General features: G+C 37.1%; 18 protein-coding genes and 1 pseudogene. 3 read left to right on the top strand and 16 right to left on the bottom strand.

Features of this window, described 5'->3' with window-relative positions:
• Positions 1 to 56: 56 nt before the first annotated feature.
• The 4 genes from recJ to ACX5JI_RS01305 form a co-directional block, all read right to left on the bottom strand.
• On the bottom strand, positions 57 to 2,393 hold the full coding sequence (gene recJ, locus ACX5JI_RS01320; protein WP_459499307.1) for a single-stranded-DNA-specific exonuclease RecJ: 2,337 nt from the start codon (positions 2,391 to 2,393) through the stop codon (positions 57 to 59).
• A gap of 123 nt (positions 2,394 to 2,516) precedes the next feature.
• Positions 2,517 to 3,410, bottom strand: coding sequence for a cation diffusion facilitator family transporter (locus ACX5JI_RS01315; RefSeq protein ID WP_459499306.1), 894 nt, complete (start codon positions 3,408 to 3,410; stop codon positions 2,517 to 2,519).
• Positions 3,411 to 3,616: 206 nt separating this feature from the next.
• Positions 3,617 to 5,878, bottom strand: a complete 2,262-nt coding sequence (secDF, locus tag ACX5JI_RS01310) for a protein translocase subunit SecDF (protein WP_459499305.1) — start codon at positions 5,876 to 5,878, stop codon at positions 3,617 to 3,619.
• Between the two features lie 342 nt (positions 5,879 to 6,220).
• Complete coding sequence (locus ACX5JI_RS01305; RefSeq protein ID WP_459499304.1) at positions 6,221 to 6,505, bottom strand: post-transcriptional regulator; 285 nt, start codon at positions 6,503 to 6,505, stop codon at positions 6,221 to 6,223.
• Between the two features lie 189 nt (positions 6,506 to 6,694).
• Here ACX5JI_RS01305 and spoVB point away from each other — a divergent pair, with 189 nt between their 5' ends.
• Positions 6,695 to 8,254 (top strand): stage V sporulation protein B, encoded by a 1,560-nt coding sequence (gene spoVB, locus ACX5JI_RS01300; protein WP_459499303.1) that lies wholly within the window; start codon positions 6,695 to 6,697, stop codon positions 8,252 to 8,254.
• A 43-nt stretch (positions 8,255 to 8,297) separates the two neighbouring features.
• Here spoVB and ACX5JI_RS01295 read toward each other — a convergent pair whose 3' ends face one another.
• Complete coding sequence (locus tag ACX5JI_RS01295) at positions 8,298 to 8,954, bottom strand: DUF421 domain-containing protein (RefSeq protein ID WP_459499302.1); 657 nt, start codon at positions 8,952 to 8,954, stop codon at positions 8,298 to 8,300.
• Positions 8,955 to 9,067: 113 nt separating this feature from the next.
• On the opposite strand from ACX5JI_RS01295, the gene ACX5JI_RS01290 reads away from it, so the two are divergent.
• Positions 9,068 to 9,451 carry a TIGR04086 family membrane protein gene (locus ACX5JI_RS01290; protein ID WP_459499301.1) on the top strand — a complete coding sequence of 128 codons (384 nt, stop codon included), beginning with the start codon at positions 9,068 to 9,070 and terminating at the stop codon, positions 9,449 to 9,451.
• Positions 9,452 to 9,482: 31 nt separating this feature from the next.
• On the opposite strand, the gene yajC is transcribed toward ACX5JI_RS01290, so the two are convergent.
• The 6 genes from yajC to ruvA are packed head-to-tail and all read right to left on the bottom strand — an operon-like array spanning position 9,483 to position 13,819.
• Complete coding sequence (gene yajC, locus ACX5JI_RS01285) at positions 9,483 to 9,743, bottom strand: preprotein translocase subunit YajC (protein ID WP_006096029.1); 261 nt, start codon at positions 9,741 to 9,743, stop codon at positions 9,483 to 9,485.
• Between the two features lie 28 nt (positions 9,744 to 9,771).
• Positions 9,772 to 10,911 (bottom strand): tRNA guanosine(34) transglycosylase Tgt, encoded by a 1,140-nt coding sequence (tgt, locus tag ACX5JI_RS01280; protein ID WP_000125371.1) that lies wholly within the window; start codon positions 10,909 to 10,911, stop codon positions 9,772 to 9,774.
• Between the two features lie 14 nt (positions 10,912 to 10,925).
• Positions 10,926 to 11,978 (bottom strand): tRNA preQ1(34) S-adenosylmethionine ribosyltransferase-isomerase QueA, encoded by a 1,053-nt coding sequence (gene queA, locus ACX5JI_RS01275; protein WP_459499300.1) that lies wholly within the window; start codon positions 11,976 to 11,978, stop codon positions 10,926 to 10,928.
• Positions 11,979 to 11,997: 19 nt separating this feature from the next.
• Complete coding sequence (locus ACX5JI_RS01270; protein ID WP_459499299.1) at positions 11,998 to 12,198, bottom strand: DUF2905 domain-containing protein; 201 nt, start codon at positions 12,196 to 12,198, stop codon at positions 11,998 to 12,000.
• On the bottom strand, positions 12,195 to 13,196 hold the full coding sequence (gene ruvB, locus ACX5JI_RS01265; protein ID WP_459499298.1) for a Holliday junction branch migration DNA helicase RuvB: 1,002 nt from the start codon (positions 13,194 to 13,196) through the stop codon (positions 12,195 to 12,197). The genes ACX5JI_RS01270 and ruvB overlap by 4 nt, the downstream gene beginning before the upstream one ends.
• 5 nt (positions 13,197 to 13,201) lie before the next feature.
• Positions 13,202 to 13,819 (bottom strand): Holliday junction DNA helicase RuvA, encoded by a 618-nt coding sequence (gene ruvA, locus ACX5JI_RS01260; RefSeq protein WP_459499297.1) that lies wholly within the window; start codon positions 13,817 to 13,819, stop codon positions 13,202 to 13,204.
• 190 nt (positions 13,820 to 14,009) lie between these two features.
• Between ruvA and ACX5JI_RS01255 the strand changes: the two genes are divergently transcribed.
• A complete protein-coding gene (locus ACX5JI_RS01255; RefSeq protein WP_459500250.1) occupies positions 14,010 to 14,954 on the top strand; it encodes an iron-hydroxamate ABC transporter substrate-binding protein in 945 nt (314 codons plus the stop codon).
• A 382-nt stretch (positions 14,955 to 15,336) separates the two neighbouring features.
• Here ACX5JI_RS01255 and ACX5JI_RS01250 read toward each other — a convergent pair whose 3' ends face one another.
• The 5 genes and pseudogenes from ACX5JI_RS01250 to ACX5JI_RS01230 form a co-directional block, all read right to left on the bottom strand.
• A complete protein-coding gene (locus ACX5JI_RS01250) occupies positions 15,337 to 15,867 on the bottom strand; it encodes a BofC C-terminal domain-containing protein (RefSeq protein WP_459499296.1) in 531 nt (176 codons plus the stop codon).
• A gap of 166 nt (positions 15,868 to 16,033) precedes the next feature.
• Positions 16,034 to 16,948, bottom strand: coding sequence for a DMT family transporter (locus ACX5JI_RS01245; protein WP_459499295.1), 915 nt, complete (start codon positions 16,946 to 16,948; stop codon positions 16,034 to 16,036).
• Between the two features lie 69 nt (positions 16,949 to 17,017).
• Positions 17,018 to 17,338 carry an ArsR/SmtB family transcription factor gene (locus tag ACX5JI_RS01240; RefSeq protein ID WP_459499294.1) on the bottom strand — a complete coding sequence of 107 codons (321 nt, stop codon included), beginning with the start codon at positions 17,336 to 17,338 and terminating at the stop codon, positions 17,018 to 17,020.
• A gap of 816 nt (positions 17,339 to 18,154) precedes the next feature.
• Positions 18,155 to 18,832, bottom strand: a complete 678-nt coding sequence (locus ACX5JI_RS01235) for a YhcN/YlaJ family sporulation lipoprotein (RefSeq protein WP_459499293.1) — start codon at positions 18,830 to 18,832, stop codon at positions 18,155 to 18,157.
• A gap of 142 nt (positions 18,833 to 18,974) precedes the next feature.
• A pseudogene (locus ACX5JI_RS01230) lies at positions 18,975 to 20,109 on the bottom strand (SafA/ExsA family spore coat assembly protein); the annotation flags it as partial.

Raw genomic sequence — 20,109 nt, 5'->3', positions numbered from 1 at the left:
ATCAGTGGGGGTTTTCTTCATCCCCCACTGATTATTAGCCCTCACGAATCGGGTCTTTACCCTAACTGTTCTACTTCTTTATGATTACGAATCGTTTCAAACCATGTGTATAGTTGTTGATAAGTACTATAAACCAACTCTTTTTCTAATTGAAGGTGGTTCATTTTCTCACGATATGTGTTCGATTCAATTAAATCACGCTTCTTCGTCTCTTCTGCCATAAAAATGACACCGTCTTTTATTGTAACAAATTCTAACTCAAAAAACACCTGTGTCATGAAATTTACTGTATCTTTTGACCAACCTTTATGACGACATAGCTGTTCGCCATATTGTCTTAAAGAAAATGGTGCTTTTTGATGTAAAAAGGAATAATACCATTTGAAATGTTCTCTCGTTGGAACTGTACTAAATAAATGCTGATTTTCTTGGTAAAACAGCGTATAAATTCGTGCTGGGAATCCCGCTTGAAATAAACTACGTAACTCGTCTGTTGACTGTGGTAAATCTAATAAAACAATATACTCATCTAAACTAGTTACTTGTGATGCATGCGTAAGTTCTTCCTTATACTCTCCTAAAGAGAATTTATTCAGTACTTCCTCAGAAAAATACACCATTGTTACTTTTTCTTTCGGAATTTCTGCTAAGTTCGATTCCACATTACGCATGCTCCGCCAATCAAATAATTGCCATGCATCTACCGCAATATCTTGAATCATGAGCTGTGGTTTTTTGAAATTATTCCATTCATTAATGGATACTTCACCGACAACAGAAACTGTAGCAACCGGGGAAATCTCTTTTGCATAACTACCAAAACCAAATCCAATTGTATCCAGCGTTGCCTGTCCCTCGCGAAGCGCCATCTTCAAATGAGAACCATCAGATCCAATTGCACGAATACTTTCTAACTCTGCATTCTTCACTGCGATACGTGGTTTCGGATTCCCAACGCCAAACGGCGCAAGTTTTTGCATTTCTTCAATTGCCGAAAGCGTTACATCCTCTACATTACAAATTGCATCGATTGTTGTAATCGGCGTAAAATCTTCAGACGTTAAGATTGCCTCTGCTTGTTCATTTAAACGACGACGCAGTTCCTCCACATCATTCATATGGAGCGTCATCCCTGCCGCCATTGGATGTCCACCAAAGTGCGGTAACAAATCTCTACAATCAGATAAGTTTGCAAACAAATCAAATCCTGCAATACTACGAGCAGATCCTTTTGCTGTTTGCTTCTCTGGATCAATACATAACACAATTGTCGGACGGTAAAAACGCTCTACTAATTTAGAGGCAACAATCCCAATTACCCCTGGATTCCATCCTTCTTTCGCAAGAACTAACACTTTATTATCCTCTGGCGGATAATTGTTTTCGACTTCAGCAATCGCTTCTTCTGTAATTTGTTTGACAATATCTTTTCGAAGCTTATTCATTTCATCAATTTCTTCAGCGAGCTCCTTCGCTTCTTCTGGGTCGTCTGATAAAAGGAGGTGAACCGCCGGAGCTGCATCTTCTAAACGACCAATTGCATTAATACGTGGCGCAATGGCAAAGCCGATACTTTCTTCCGTAATCTCACTTTGTGAAACATTCGCTACTTTAAATAATGCTTTCAAACCAATATTTTTTGTCATTCGCATTTGCTTCAGCCCACGCTGTACAAGCAATCTATTTTCACCATGCAGTGAAACTAAATCCGCCACTGTACCTATAACGGCAAATTCTAATAAATGTTCTGGTACACGCCCAAGTAATGCATGCGCTACTTTAAATGCTACACCAACGCCCGCTAAATAATGAAACGGGTAAGCACCGCCCTCTAGCTTCGGATGAATAATTGCAAGTGCTTCTGGTAATTCTGGCGGTGGCTCATGATGATCTGTAATAATAAGATCCACTCCAAGCTCCTTCGCTACCTTAGCTTCATGTACCGCTGCGATACCTGTATCAACAGTAATGATAAGTGAAAATCCCGCACTGTGCGCCCAACGAAATGCCTCTTCATTTGGTCCGTATCCTTCAGTGAAACGATTTGGAATATAAAATTCTACATCTGCACCTAGTTCTTGAAGAGCTAAGAATAACACAGTCGTACTACTTACACCGTCCGCATCATAATCGCCAAATATTAAAATTTGCTCTCCATTTTGAATCGCTTTCCCTATCCGCTCTACTGTACGATCCATTCCTTCAAGTAAAAATGGATCATGAAATTCTTGTTTTTCTGTATTTAAAAAATCCACAATCTGTTCTTCTGTATCTAAACCTCTACCGAGGAATAACGAAGTCATAAGCGGTGATAATTGCAATTTACTTGCTAACTCACCCACTAGTTCCTCATTATATGACTTTTCTTTCCAACGCGTCTTCGGTTGTAACACGAAATCACCCCTTAACCTGTCTATTATACAAGACAGATTAAAGGGTGACAATATCATACAACCTATGATTAAACATCTCTATAATTAAATAAACCTCTACTTCTTTATAGAAGTAAAATCAATTTAATCCGGTGAATATGGATTTATGTGTACAAAAACATTTTGTACGTTATCTTGCTGCATCAATACCTCTTTTACATGCTTCCCAATACGATGGCCCTCTTCGACTGTGATATATGGATCAACAGACACTTTAATATCAACAATGACATAATGACCATGTTCTCTCGCATATAAGGAACCTATTTTTTTTACACCCTCTACTTGAAGAACGGATTCCCTTAGCAGAACGACATCTTCTTCATGAAGGACATGATCAAGTGTTGCATGAATGGATTCCCCACCAATGCTCCATGCCATCTTCACAACAAGAAGTGAAACAAACAAGCCCGCAACCGGATCAGCATACACAAGCCAATCTACACCTATTTTATTTCCGATAATAGCCGCACAAATCCCGATTAAAGCTGCGATTGAAGAGAAGACATCCGAGCGGTGCTCATATGCATTCGCAATAATTGCATCACTGTTTACCCGCTTCCCTAATCGATACTTATACCGAAACATACCTTCCTTTACCACAATAGAAAGAATAACCGCATAAATTGTAATTCCTTTTGGCGGTTCAAGCTCCTGCGTAAAAGCCTTTATAGAAGAAATTGCAATTTCAACCCCAACAATAAACAGTAATACTGCAACAATAATCGCTGAAATCGATTCCGCTTTCCCGTGCCCATAAGGGTGATCTTCATCGGGTGGTTGCTTCGCTGCACGTAAACCGAAAAACACAGCCAACGAGCCAACTACATCTGACGCCGAATGAACTGCATCCGCTAATAACGCCTTACTATTCCCAACATAACCGATTATCGCTTTTACGGTTGCCAATATAATATTCCCAACGATTCCAACAATAGCGCCAAACTCCGCCTGTTTAAAGCGTTCCTCTTTTTCCATAAATGAAATCCCTTCTTTTCTCAAACTATCTTTTTATTGTAACAAAAATAACGGAAGACGTGTCACTCCCCTCCAGTTTCCCACAATTCGTTCTACTACCCCTTTAGCAAAAATCACTACAGGAAGTGTTACTTTAGTTTATCCGTAAACGAAAAAAGAGATGCCTTTTAAAAGGCATCATCTTTTTGTATGTTCTGTTTTAAATTTTACACTTGTGGTTCAGATACTTCAGTTTCCACTTTCTTCTTCCCTTTGCCTTTTTTCAATCGGCGACTTTCAAGCATTAGCCAAATTTGAGAAGCAACAAAGATAGAAGAGTACGTACCTACAACTAGCCCAACCGTTAATGCAATTGAGAAGTTGCGCAGTGATTCACTACCGAAGATAAGCAGTGCAATAACTGGGAACAATACCGTTAAAACTGTATTAATTGAACGGCCAATTGTTTGACGAATACTGGAATTCACAATTTCTTCTAAGTCTTTTACATCACGAATTCGTTTTTTCTGTTTATATAGCTCACGGTTTCTATCAAATGTAACAATCGAGTCATTGATGGAATAACCAATGATTGTTAATACCGCTGCGATAAACGTTAAATCTACTTCCAATCGGAAAATACTAAACACCACAATCATAACGAACGCATCATGCAATAATGCAATTACAGCAGATAACGCATATGTGAAACGGAAACGAATACTTACATATAAAACGATAACCGCTGAGGCAATCATAACTGCGATAAATGCATTTCGTGCAATCTCTTTCCCGATAGTTGGAGAAACTGTACTTACATTTGGATCTGTCCCGTATTTATCGTGGAAGAATGTTTTTGTTTTCGCAATTTCATCTTTTGATAAAACACCTAACGTACGAACAGCAAATCCTTTATTACCTTCTCCAGTTGGTACAATATCTTCTTCTTTTACATCAATTTTTAGTTCTTGTAAATCTTTGTGCACTTGTGAAACGCTAACTTCTTGTTTAGATTGCAAGTCAATACGTGTACCACTTTCAAAATCAATACCAAGATTCAGTTTGAAAATCGGTAATATAATTGCTCCAGCGATTACAACTACAATTGAGAATAAGAAGAATTTATGACCAATATTTACAAAGTTAATACGATCAAATCTCGTTGGCGCATGTTCTACACCTTTTGACAACGGAAGGATTTCTTTCTGTTTCACACCAAAGTAAGATAGTTTCTTATCGAAGTAACGGCTTTTTACAAGTAATCCAAGTAAGAAACGAGTACCGAATACGTTCGTAATGAAACCAACTAAAATACTTACAATTAAACTTGTCGCAAACCCTTTTACAGAGCTATTACCATAAACAAATAGCACACCAGCTGCTGCAATTGTCGTAATGTTCGCATCTAAAATCGTCGATAACGAACGATGGTTACCCGCGCGGTACGCCGACATCATTGACTTACCAATTCGTAATTCTTCCTTCAGCCGCTCGTACGTAATGATATTCGCGTCAACCGCAATACCAACCCCGAGCACCAGTGCTGCAATACCTGGGAGCGTAAGGACAGCGTGCATCCAATTAAAGACAAGCAATGTTACGAAAATATATAAACCTAACATGATAACCGCTACAAGCCCTGGCAAGCGGTAGAATACAAGCATAAATAAGAAGATGATAGCAATCCCGATCACACTAGCCAAAATCGTTTGCTCTAATGCTTGTTGACCAAATTTTGCTCCAACAGATGTTGAATACATTTCTTTTAAATCAACAGGAAGAGCACCCGCGTTTAATAAATCTGCAAGTTGCTTTGCACTTTCAACTGTAAAGTTCCCACCTGTGATAGATACTTCTGCCTGGTTAAACACTTGATTTACAGTTGCTGCTGATAAAAATTTCGGATTTGGTTTTGCTGCCTCTGCTTTATAAGAATCTTTTCCTTCTTCAAAATCAAGCCAGATTACCATTAAGTTATCAGGCTTCATACTTAATACTTTTTCTGTTACAGAGCGGAACTTATCAGCACTTTTTAGTGTAAGTCCAACGCTTGGTCGACCTTGATCATCAAACGTTTGCTTCGCTCCTCCGCCTTTTAAATCTGCTCCATCCATGAGAAGGTTATCATTCACATCACGAAATGTTAATTTCGCTTGTGTAGATAAAATTTCACGTGCTTTTTGCTGATCTTGTACGCCAGCAAGCTGTACACGAATTCGATCTTCCCCTTCAATTTGAATGTTCGGCTCACTAACACCGAGGACATTGACACGATTTTCAAGAGCACCTACTGTACTTACAAGTACGTCTCGATCAATTTTGTCACCCTTTTTCGCTGGCTTTACTTCATACAAAATCTCAAAGCCACCACGAAGGTCTAGTCCGAGACTAATTCCTTTTGTTATGTTTTTCCCTGTCGCACCAATAATTCCACCGATTAATAAAACGATGAGAAAAAAGGCGACGATTCTAGTACTTCGCTTTGCCATATGTACCTTCTTTCTGCTACTAAAACCATAAACAAATCCTATCATTCATTTATGCTAGACAAATCCCTGTAATAATTCTTTGTATCCACAGGCATTCCTATGCACTTATGTGTTTGTCTAGTTAGTAGGCTTCCTTTCTTTGAATTTTAACTCGCATGCTACTAGCCATATAGGTAAAACCACTGTTCTACATTTTAAAAACTGGGTCAACCGACACATGACTACAAATGATTATGACTTCTGCTCCCTACCTCCTTTACTTAAAATCTCTGACATATACATTCCTCTTTATCAATACCTATCATTATACTGCAAAAGGAAGCACAAACCAATTACAGCCGGTTATTTATTTTCATATTCTTCAAATGACCAAAGTGGTTCTTGATACGCTTCTACCGTTAAATACGTCATATACTCATTTCCTGTTAACGTGAGCACATCATTCACTAGCTCATATAATTTAACTTCACTATCTATTTTTTTCCATTTTTTACTTTTTAAGCATTTCCAAATATCATCTGTCGTCACTCGGTCATAACCAATCAGTTGAAATTCTTCTACTTTACTTTCTAAAACGACTTGCAACTGTCCGCGGTAAACTTCTACCAAGTCTTCTTTCTCAGTCATACCATCACATCTCCTTTTTATTTCAGCACGAAAAGTCGTTTTTTATCCCGCTCTAATGGACAGCAATAACTGCCTTTAAAAGTTTCACTCTATAAGTGCCTCTTCTTAAATGCTTGTCATTCTTGTCTCATACGTGCATATAAATTATTGTAAATCATTCCATTGATTTTGAGAAGGTAGGAGAAGGCCATGACGAGACAAAGCTTTTTACGAGGTGCGTTTATTTTAATGATAGCTGGTTTTATTACAAAAATTCTCGGGTTCATAAACCGGATTGTAATGGCGCGTATTTTAGGAGAGGAGGGCGTCGGTCTTTATATGATGGCTGTCCCCACCTTTATTTTAGCAATTACATTAACGCAAATTGGACTTCCTGTTGCCATTGCAAAATTCGTTGCAGAAGCGGAAGCAGTACATGACAACCAAAAAGTAAAGAGGATATTAACAGTATCATTAGTCGTGACATCTTTCATTAGTATCATCTTAACAATTGCAATCATGCTTCTAACTCCTATTTTAGCTGAAACTTTATTAACAGATAGAAGAACCTACTATCCATTGATGGCCATTTTACCTGTCGTTCCTGTCATTGCAATTTCATCCGTGTTACGCGGTTATTTCCAAGGCAGACAAAATATGAAACCGAGCGCATATGCACAAGTTTTAGAGCAAGTTGTTCGCATTACTATTATCGCTGTATGTATTCGGCTGTTTTTACCTTACGGCGTTGAATACGCTGCAGCAGGCGCAATGCTATCAGCTGTTCTTGGTGAAGTAGCCTCTTTATTATTTTTACTTACTTTATTTCAGCGCGAAAAGCAGATTTCCATACGTTCTAGCTTTATTAGTACAGTCAAACAAAGTAAACATACATTTCATTCACTTATGGACATTGCGCTTCCAACTACAGGAAGTCGCTTAATCGGATCCATTTCTTATTTTTTTGAACCCATTGTCGTTATGCAAAGTCTGGCTATTGCTGGTGTAGCAGCTTCTGTTGCCACAAAGCAATACGGTATATTAAATGGCTATGCATTTCCACTCTTATCACTACCGGCTTTTATTACATATGCTCTTTCTACAGCACTCGTACCCTCCATTAGTGAAGCAATGGCAAAAAAACAGCATCGATTAGTTGAACATCGTCTCCAACAAGCACTCCGTATTTCTTTAATTACCGGAGGCTGGTCAGTCGTTATTCTTTATGTATTCGCTTCACCTGTCTTAACTCTCATGTACGGGTCGGATAGCGCAACTGCATTCATTCAATTACTTGCACCTTGTTTTTTATTTCACTATTTTCAAAGTCCGCTTACATCTGTCTTACAAGCTTTAAATTTAGCACGTGCTGCGATGATGAATACGTTTATTGGAGCCATTGTAAAATTACTCGTCATTTTCTTACTCGCTTCACGTCCAGAATTTCAAATGATGGGCGTCGCACTTGCGATCGCTGCTAATATTGTAACCGTAACCTTCCTTCACTACGCAACAGTCTTGAAAAAAATCACCTTCACGATTTACATAAAAGATTATATATATGGAATAATCACAATAATGATTGCAGGTGCTTTTGGGTTCTATCTCCATAAATATATTATTTTTTCACATGCACTTAGTATACAAACATTGTTAGAGATTACATTGACCACTATACTTTATATACTACTTCTCCTCATTTTTAAACTCATTCGTAAAGAGGAACTACAGCGTCTTCCTTTACTCCGAAGATTATTACTTTTGAAATAACCATACAGATAAAAAGCTTGCCATGTTAAGAACGGCAAGCTTTTTACGTATCTTTTAAATCTACAAAAAACTTCCCATTTTGAAAGCTACAATATGAAATTTCTGTTATATCGTTATACCCTATCTTTTTTAATTTTTTCACAAGCCATTCTTCCGACTGTTCAATCATATGTAAATGTGATTGTTGCATCTCCCCATCAATAATGAGCGGAAATGAAAAAACAGGTGTATCATTCTTATTTTTTTCACTCTTTTGTTTAGGAAATACAGATAATTTTCCTGAAGCTTCTAAAATAGCATATTCAACATCACGAATGTCACCAATCCCCTCTTCTCGTAACTGCATTAATAAATCATCCATATTATAACGTTGCTTTCTCATTTGTTTTTCATCAATGTTCCCTCTCCGAACAATAATAGCTGGTTCGCCATCAATTAAATGTCGTATTTTCCCGCTTTTAAGTGAAACGTACGCTAGTACAACTTGAATGATCACAATAACTGCCATAGGGACAATCTGATCCCAGACAGACCGCTCAGCATCAATAATGCCTAATACAGCAAGTTCACCTAACATAATAAAAACAACTAAATCTAAAATACTTAATTCACCAATTTCGCGCTTTCCCATAACACGAAAAATAAGTAACATAATGAAATATAATAGAACTGTTCGACAGGCGATTCCCCATAGTTCCATCTTTAATCCCCTTTCTGCACTTTTCTTCTAGACGTAGTTTAACCAGCAAAAAAGAAACTAGTCTAACTTCTCCAAAATGAAAATATGTTTGTATTAAAAAGGAGGAATTTATAATGGACGGAACAAAAAAGTTATCGCTAGCAATTGGATTTGGTATGATCGCTTTATTCATGCTCGCCTCTTTTACAAGTATGGTAATTGCTCTTTTATTAAAGTTTACAAATATCAATGAGGGAACATTAGCTATAACCATTTTCATACTCGCTCTTCTTTCCATGCTTATCTCTGGTTTTATTGCTGGTAAAAAAGCGCAAGGGAAAGGCTGGTTCGTCGGACTCACAACTGGACTTACCTTTTCAATTCTTGTTTTTCTTATTAACTACTTAGGTTTCTCTCACGCTTTATCCAATTCACAGCTTCTCTATCAACTTGGATTAATGGCAGCAAGTACACTTGGAGGCATATTTGGTGTGAATATGACAAAGCGTACAAACTAAAAAGCCCCGCTATATAGCAGGGCTTTTTTCATTACTTCTTCACAACTTCACGAATCGCATTGCGATCGAATGTTAAATGTGAACCACCAGATTTAATTACAATCGTAGTGTCATCAACTGATTCGATTGTACCATGTAAGCCACCGATTGTTACGATAGCATCACCTTTTTGAATTTCGCTTTGCATTTGAGCTACTGCCTTTTGGCGCTTTTGTTGCGGACGAATTAATAAGAAATAGAAAATCGCAAACATCGCAACGATCATGACAATATTCATCATACCTGGATTCATTTGTTGTTCCTCCTTTAATAATTATGTATTAAAAGTTTTTAGCATTCGGTTTATTAAAGCCATACTGTTCAAAGAACTCTTCACGGAAGTCGCCAAGACGATCTTCACGAATGGCTTGTCTCACCTGCTCCATTAAGTTTAACAGAAAATGAAGATTGTGATAAGACGTTAAACGAATTCCGAAAGTTTCATCACATTTCATTAAGTGACGAATGTAAGCACGAGAGTAGTTTTTACATGTGTAACAATCACAGTTTGGATCAAGCGGACCAAAGTCTCTTGCAAACTTCGCGTTTTTCACAACTAAGCGTCCCTCACTTGTCATACATGTACCGTTTCGAGCAATACGAGTTGGCAGTACGCAGTCAAACATATCAACACCGCGAATTGCACCATCAATTAACGAATCCGGAGAACCTACTCCCATTAAGTAACGTGGCTTATTGTCCGGAAGCAGTGGTGTTGTAAATTCAAGTACACGATTCATAATATCCTTCGGTTCACCAACTGATAATCCACCGATTGCATAACCAGGGAAATCCATTGACACAAGATCTTTTGCACTTTGGCGACGAAGCTCTTCAAACTCTCCGCCTTGCACAATACCGAATAGACCTTGATCTTGTGGACGCTCGTGCGCTTTTAAACAACGCTCTGCCCAGCGGCTCGTACGTTCTACAGATTTTTTCATATATTCAAAAGTAGCTGGGAAAGGTGGGCACTCATCAAATGCCATCATAATATCTGACCCTAGTGCATTTTGAATTTCCATCGCTTTTTCTGGTGACAAGAATAACTTGTCTCCATTTAAGTGATTACGAAAATGTACACCCTCTTCTTCAATGCGGCGGAAGTCACTTAAACTAAATACTTGGAAACCACCTGAATCTGTTAATATTGCGCGGTCCCAGTTCATAAATTTATGCAAACCACCTGCTTCACGTACAATTTCGTGCCCTGGGCGAAGCCATAAATGATACGTGTTACTTAAAATAATGCCAGAATCCATCGCCTTTAGCTCTTCTGGTGACATCGTTTTCACCGTCGCAAGTGTACCAACTGGCATAAATGTTGGTGTATCAAATGAGCCATGCGGCGTATGAACGCGCCCTAAACGCGCGCCTGTTTGTTTACATGTTTTTATAAATTCGTAACGAATTGCTGTCATAGATTTACTCCTTTTTATTTGTTTCCTACTTTAGCATGAGATGCAACGAACATCGCATCACCGAAGCTAAAGAAACGATATTTCTCTTTTACTGCTTCATTGTAAGCATGAAGGACATTTTCTCTATTTGAAAATGCACTCACAAGCATAATTAATGTTGACTTTGGCAAGTGGAAGTTTGTAATTAAGCCATCAATTGCTTTAAATTCATAACCTGGATACATAAAGATATCCGTCCATCCAGATGCCGCGCAAAGTTTACCATCGTGATCGGTCGCAATCGTTTCTAATGTACGTGTTGACGTTGTACCAACTGTAATAATGCGACCACCCTTCTCTTTCACACGATTTAATAAATCTGCCGTTTCTTCTGACATATGATAATACTCCGCATGCATATGGTGTTCTTCAATCGTATCAGCTGAAACTGGTCTAAATGTACCAAGTCCAACATGAAGTGTAATGAATGCTAAATGAACACCTTTTTGCTTCAATTTTTCTAATAACTCTTCTGTAAAATGCAGCCCAGCTGTTGGCGCTGCTGCAGAGCCAATTTCCTTCGCATATACCGTTTGATAACGATCACGATCTTCGAGTGTTTCTTTAATATACGGAGGAAGCGGCATTTCTCCAAGTTCATCTAAAATTTCATAAAAAATACCATCATATGAAAATTCAAGCTGACGGCCACCTTGATCAGCTGTTCCCGTGCAAGTCGCTTTTAGCTTTCCTTCGCCAAAAGAAATGACAGTTCCTTCTTTTACGCGTTTCGCTGGCTTTACAAGCGTTTCCCACTTATCTCCGTCTTCTTGTTTTAAAAGAAGCACCTCAATATGTGCTCCTGTATCTTCTTTTACACCATGCAAACGCGCAGGCATTACTTTCGTTTCATTTAAAACTAAACAATCTCCCTCATGTAAGTAAGAAAGAATATTTGTAAAATGTTTGTGCTGGATCTCACCTGTTTCACGGTCTAACACCATTAATCTTGATGTTTCACGCTCTTCAAGTGGCGTTTGTGCGATGAGTTCTTCTGGTAAATGAAAATCAAACAGACTAATATCCATAACTATATCCACCTATTTCTTATTTAAATCGATTTATTATATACATAATAAAAGATAATACAATACTTAACACAATACATGTAATGATAGGAAAATAAAAGGTAACGTTTCCTTTTTTCACAAAAATATCGCCTGGAAGTTTTCCGACAAACTTCCAAGCTAACCCAACAACAACGAGCACCATACCAGCTGTAATAAGCAACTTCGGCATATCCGTCATACTTCTGGCATATCCATTCCGAAATGTTCATACGCAAGTGGTGTTACAATTCGGCCTCTTGGCGTTCGTTGTAAAAATCCAATTTGTAATAAATATGGTTCATACACATCTTCAATCGTATGAGATTCCTCACCAATCGTTGCTGAAACCGTTTCTAATCCAACTGGACCACCACGGAATTTTTGAATAATACCAAGCAGTAATTTATGGTCAATATGATCAAGACCTAATTTATCTACTTGTAATAATTCTAACGCCATTTGCGTAATTTCCATCGCAATCGTTCCATCACCTCGAACTTGCGCAAAATCACGTACGCGTCTTAATAAACGGTTTGCAATACGCGGCGTACCACGTGCACGTCTTGCAATTTCTAACGCAGCTAATGAGTCTATTTCAACTTCAAACACCTCTGCTGTACGTTCTACAATTGCTGACAATTGATCTACTGTATAATACTCTAATCGTGATAACACACCAAAACGATCACGAAGCGGTGCTGATAGTGCACCTGCACGCGTTGTTGCACCAACTAGCGTAAAGGGAGGTAAATCGAGCCGCACAGAGCGTGCACTCGGACCCTTACCGATAACAATATCAAGGCAAAAATCTTCCATCGCTGGGTATAATACTTCTTCAATTGATCGGTGCAGACGATGAATTTCATCAATAAATAATACATCACCAGGTTGAAGTGCCGTTAACACTGCCGCTAAATCCCCCGGTCGCTCAATTGCTGGACCTGACGTTGTCCGAATATTAACGCCCATTTCATTCGCAATAATATTTGCAAGCGTCGTTTTCCCGAGTCCTGGCGGTCCATATAATAATACGTGATCCAATGTTTCCTCACGCATTTTCGCCGCTTCGATAAAGACTTCTAAATTATGTTTCGCTTTATCTTGGCCAATATACTGACGGAGCGTCTGTGGCCGCAACGAATATTCTAAGTCTGCATCTTCATATGCAGATTCTCCAGAAAGGAGACGTTCGTCCATTCTACTCACCTCTTACCATTTAGTAACAGACTAAGCGCCTTTTTAATATATTGATCCGTCGTCAGTGATTCTTTTAATAATTCTGGTACAACACGATTTACTTCTCGTTCTGCATAACCGAGTGCACGTAATGCTTCAAGCGCCTCATCAAGCTCAACAGACGAACCTTTTTTCTCATCAAAACGTTCTACATCTGAGAATAAATCAACAAATGCATCTGGTACCACATCTGCTAATTTCCCTTTTAAGTCTAAGATCATTTGGCGAGCTGTTTTCTTTCCAACTCCTGGGAATTTCACTAAGAATTTTTCATCCTCATTTTCAATTGCCTGTACAACCTGCCCTGTTTGACCAGAAGCTAAAATGGCCAGTGCACCTTTTGGACCGATTCCTGATACACCTAATAGTTTTGTAAATAATAAACGCTCTTCACGTGTCTTAAATCCGTAAAGCGCCATAATATCTTCTCTCACATAATGATATGTATAGACACGAATTTCTTGCTTACTTCTTTGGAATACATACGGATTTGGCGTAAAAATTTGATAACCAAGTCCATTATGATCAAGAACAATATATTCGGGCCCCACATATTCCACATAGCCTGTAACATATTCAAACAAAATACGATCTCTCCCTCTCAAATCATGTATTCCATTTTAACATATCTAATGATAGAAAAGCGAGACTACCCCAACAAATGTTCTCTATTTCGTTTTTCCATTTTTTATATATTGACAGAACAATATAAAGAAAATTAATATTACAATGTCGATAATGATTATCAATACTAATTAAAGGGGTTCCATTATGATGAAACGCAATTTATCTATTCTATTTACTCTCATTCTTGTTGTTTTTGCCATCGTTGGCTGCTCTTCTAAAAAAGAAGAATCGCAGGCAAAAGAACAACCAAAAACAAAAGTTATAAAACATGCGAAAGGAGAAGTTACAATTCCAACAAATCCAAAAAGAATTGTAGACTTATCTGGATCATCAGAAGAACTATTACTTCTTGGTCATAAGCCTGTCGGTACAGCAAACACATATAAAGATAAAATCCAAAATCATTTGCAAGAAAAATTAAAAGATGTAAAAGCAGTTGGTTGGTACTGGGCACCGAAGGTTGATTTAGAAGCGGTAACTGCTTTAAAGCCAGACTTAATTATTTTAAACAACCGTCAATTGAAAGTGTATGACCAACTTTCAAAAGTTGCACCAACAGTTGTTCTAGAAACAAACTTAGAAAATTGGCGCGGTAAATTTAAAGAGGTCAGCAAGCTATTTAACGAAGAGAAGAAGGCAGATAAATGGATTACAGACTATGATAAAAAAGCAGCTTCCTTATCTAAAAAAATTAAAGAGAGAACAAAAGATGAAAACTTTATGTTCCTTGCTGTAACACCGCAAAACTTCCGTGTATATGGGAACTTTGGGTACGGAGATATTCTCTTTAACGACTTAAAACTTCCTGCTACAAAAGGTACGGACTTAAAACAAACGATGGCACAAGTATCATTAGAAGGTCTTGTTGCATTCCAGCCTGATCAAATGTTTATCGTCAACTTTGGCGGTGAAGCAGATAAAGTTTATAACGACTACAAAAACAGTGCTGTTTGGAAAGATAACAAAGCTGTAAAAAATGATCACGTTTACGAAGTAAGTAATGAAGTCTTTAACACAAAAGCATTCAATCCAATCGGGAAAGACATGCTAATTGATGAAATTGCAAAACAAATTTTAGATAAAAATAAGTAAGAAAAAAGCTATAAAATTATAAAAAGACACATGGTGTAACGAGGTTTGTTCGTATAAAGTGAAACTTTAATCAGTGGAGAGCTTCATCCCACACTGATTATTAGTTGAACCAATTGGGCATTTATGGGCAGTTGATCCCCACCTATCTTCCTTGCTTCTCTCTGAATCTTGAGATGGGAGTCTTACTGCCCGTTAATGCGGGATAAAGTAGTGAATGAAATTTTATCAGCGATTTTTCAAATATATCAACCATTTCTCACAATATATCGACGCAAATTTGAATATATCAGCGATTCGACAAGGGATATCGACTAACCAACAAAAAACGACAAAAAACAGAAGCCCCTAGCTTCTGTTTCCTAACAAACTGGAAAAAAGCAGCTTATCCCGAGCTGCTTTTTTTCTTACTTTGCACTGCGTATTGCTTCATTTTCTCAATCGTCTTCACAAAACATTCTTTCGACTTAATGCGAATACCACGTTTTAGCTCTGTCCGATCATAACTTTTTAGCTTTTCCATATCAATTTGAAAAAAGGAGTGAATCGCATTATTACTTTTTGGTAAACCATTGAAAATTTGCAATATCCCTTCATTGGAAACACCAAAATATCCACTCGTTTTAAGTAAGGGTGAAATGTCATCTATCTTTTTTTGCAATACAATTTGTGTATCATCACGATCAACAAGTTGCCACTCTTTGTACTGCTGAAGAACCTGTTCTACGTTTGCTATCTTTTCAGTAAAAACTTCCTCACTTACTTCTCCATCCAAATACATGCGCTCTAATAGAATCGTAACTTGAGGTTCTTTTTGTGTACCCTCTTCTAGAGGCGCCGCAGCTATCACACTTGATTCGTGATATAAACAAAACAGAACGATTACGACTTGAGCCATAGCCATCATGAACTTCATTTCCGCTCACCCCTTTTAAAAAATAAAGTGAAACTTTCATTTGTAGTTTTTCCGAAAATAGAAGTTTTATCCATAGAAGAAGTAGTCATTATCGAGAACTATAAAACATATAAACTCTTGAACAAATAGAGATTTTTTATATTAAATAGTAGCGGAACGCATCTCTTTAATCATGAAGAGACCTATTCTTATTTTTATCTGTTTGAACCGTCGCAATATAAACTCCTGCTAATACAATAATCATTCCAAGTAGCTGTTGCCATGTAATTGTTGCTTTGTATAAAACAACAGCGAGTACTGTTGCTACAATAGGTGTTAAATTTAAATACATACTTGCTTTACTTGCCCCGATTTCTTCTACACCTTTATTAAAAATAATATATCCAACTAATGTTCCACATACGACCATATATAACATTTCAATCCACCCTTGCATGGATAGTTCCTGTACTTTCTCCCATCCTCCATCAAAAACCGTCATACCCGCTAGGAAAAAAGCTCCTAAAACGGTCATACTCATCGTCGTAAATAATGGTGAAACATCTTTCATTACTAGTTTTCCAGTTAAACTATACAGCACCCCACAAGCTAAGGCAGCTATAAACAATAGATCTCCTTGATTAAATGACATCGCTAATAATATATGTAACGATCCTTTCGTGATGACAACGATGACGCCTATTAACGATAAAATTAAACTAATTGCGATTTTTATACTCCATGGTTCTTTAAAAAACAAAACCGCTCCAATCGTCACAAACACTGGCATTGTGGCAATAATTAATGAGCCATTCATCGTAGAAGTATAATGAAGCCCCATAAAGAAAAATGCATTATATCCAAAAATACCAGTTAAGGATACAAATAATAAACCTTTCCAGTTTCTACTTAACACGCTCATATTCCACTCATCTTTAATTAGAACAATCGCTACTAAAATAGCTCCAGCTAACGCAAAACGAATTGTCGCTGCAACGAGCGGCGGAATTTCAGTAATAACATGCTCTGCCGTTGCAAAAGAGCCTCCCCAAAACAAAGGAACGAGTAACATTAACAAATACATATGATTCTTACTGTTCACTTTTATTGCTCCTTTCCCTTTCTTATAAGTTTAAATGTTTAAACTCATAAACCTATTAAATAAAAAAAATTAATAATTAGATTCTATTGCTATAACTAAATCTTTTATTTGCTTTAAAAACTCACCCGCGCTTATGGCATAAAATATTTCTTTTCCGTTTCGATCAGCCGTAATTAATTCTGCCTGTTTTAAAATTTTCAAGTGATGAGAAACAGCTGGTCTTGAAATCTCCATTCCATCTGTTATTTGAGTTACATTCAAACTTTCATTTTCAAGTAACATCATAATAATTTGTTGACGATTTATATCTCCCAAAGCCTGAAATATAGGTGTTGTTAATTTAAATTTCTCTAAAACAACCTCTGTATTTTTACAATCAAAATGTTCCATATTCTCTTCATCCTTACCATTTCATATAGTCACTATATCGTGTAATATATTACCATTTACATTTTAATCTTCTTAAGGGTATTTGTAAATAAATTAACCTAATGTTCTGATATTAAATTCAAAAAAGTTAGGTACGGTAAAAATTCTCTCATGCCTAACTTCACTTTTATATAATAAGAAAGACGCCTGCATAGCAGGCGTCTTGATGCGTTTACGGCGAGAGACCAGGCGACCACATTCGCGTGTTTAGCACTTAAGCATATCTCTCGTCTTACGTAAATTAGCTCATCGCTTTGCTAATATAACATTAATATAAAAAGAAAGCAACATAATTATTAATTTTTCTCCTATTTTTTTATATCACACCTTATCTCTAAAAAAACTGAAATAAAGTGAAACTTCCATCAATGGAAGTGCATTCCCTCCCATTGATACGCTATACAAAATATTCATGTAATCAATACTAAATCATTTTGTCCATTTTATATAATATGTACAAAAATGGCTCTTTTATATTAACACTTGTCCTCACACGACCAATATAGTAACAAAAACAACTTATCAAGATTGCGTTTGTTGTGATCATAGTGATATATTCGATGACACATCCGATCACACTACAATAGAAAAAACGTCTGAAAGCTAAGGAACACCTCATTTACACTGTTCATAAACACAATTAACATTTTTTCCATTTAGGATTTTTAATCATACTCGAGTCGACCAATTCCTAAATTGAATCATGATAAATACAACTAAAAATACTAATATAATTTGTACGTAAAAAGAGGAAGGGCTACCCCTTCCTCTTTTTAGCTATCGGACTGTACCAGTAAGACCAGCACGAATATCTCGGAATAAATCTGTTATGTCACGATTGAAATCATTTGTTATTGTTCCATTACGCAGACGTGTATTCATCGTGTCAACACGATCAAACATGTCGTTTTTAACAGTTACATAGACATTACGGTTTCTTACATCTTGTGCAACAGCTTGTCGAATCTCATTTGCCATTACAGTTTCATTTGTTACTGCATTTCGTGGTTTTACCGCAATTACTACATCATTTCCGTATACAACAGTAGACACACGCTCTACATTATTCATACGCTTAACACGATTGGTGATTTTTTCTGCAGTTTTACCATCGTTGTTAATATATGAATTGTTCATTGTAATGTTACGAGTTGGATAAGGATTTGCAATTTGACCGTGGTAATTTACATCACGGTAATAATTATATCCAACATCATTACGTCGATCATATACATTATCAGTAACTCTATTTCCATTTCGATATGTTACATAATCTGTATAGCGATCTGTACGTGTCACATTATTTCGATATGGCTGTGTATTACCATATGATGTACGTTCATAATTGTAGTTTGCATTACGATCCATCGCATTTTTATTATTAGGTGTACCACATGCAGCTAATGCACTGGTAACTAACAAAGAAGCGGCAATCAATTTAATTTTTTTACTCAAATAAAAAACCCCCCTTGTTAGACCTGAACTTCTCTCTCGAAAAGCTCCTTCTTATAATGAGTCATAAAGAGGGGGTTTACACTTGTTAATATTTAACTAGAAATTTTCTAACACTGCCTATTTATTGTTCGCAACGCTCTTGCTATTCCTCATCTTCTGTAAGTGGTTCTCCAAAAAACTCTGGCGGATCTTGCTGATAGTTCATCGTACCTGGCTGCGGTGCATATGCACTTTGAGCTGTTGGATAATATTGAGAACCTGGATAATACGGCACACCTGGTTGTGGACTATATAGACTTCTTTCTCCGCTACATCCACAACCTTCTTCTACCGGCATCATTTGTGGTTGATATGGCATTTGATATTGTTGCTGCGGCATTTGTGATTGATATAGCATGGGCATCTGCTGCGGCATCATTTGCGGTTGATATGGCATCGACATTTGTTGCGGCATCATTTGTGGTTGATATGGCATTTGATATTGCTGTGGCATCATTTGTGGTTGATACGGCATCATTTGCGGCATTTGATTACTTTCCATCATTGGCATTATATTTGGCATTTGATTATTTTCCATCATTGGCATTACATTCGGCATTTGATTATTTTCCATCATTGGCATTATATTTGGCATTTGATTGTTTCCCATCATTGGCATTTGCTGCGACATTTGATTGTTTTCCATCATTGGCATTACATTCGGCATTTGATTGTTTTCCATCATCGGCATTATATTCGGCATTTGATTGTTTTCCATCATTGGCATTTGCTGCGGCATTTGATTGTTTTCCATCATTGGCATTATATTTGGCATTTGATTATTTTCCATCATTGGCATTACATTCGGCATTTGATTATTTTCCATCATTGGCATTATATTTGGCATTTGATTGTTTTCCATCATTGGCATTTGCTGCGGCATTTGATTGTTTTCCATCATTGGCATTTGTTGCGGCATTTGATTACTTTCCATCATTGGCATTATATTTGGCATTTGATTATTTTCCATCATCGGCATTTGTTGCGGCATTTGATTGTTTTCCATCATTGGCATTTGCTGCGACATTTGATTGTTTTCCATCATTGGCATTTGCTGCGACATTTGATTGTTTTCCATCATTGGCATTATATTTGGCATTTGATTATTTTCCATCATTGGCATTTGTTGCGGCATTTGATTACTTTCCATCATTGGCATTATATTTGGCATTTGATTATTTTCCATCATCGGCATTTGTTGCGGCATTTGATTGTTTTCCATCATTGGCATTTGCTGC

It is taken from the genome of Bacillus sp. C1 (assembly GCF_054570475.1).
The sequence above is the reverse complement of the archived record's forward strand: the minus strand, read 5'-3'. Positions and strand labels throughout refer to the sequence as shown.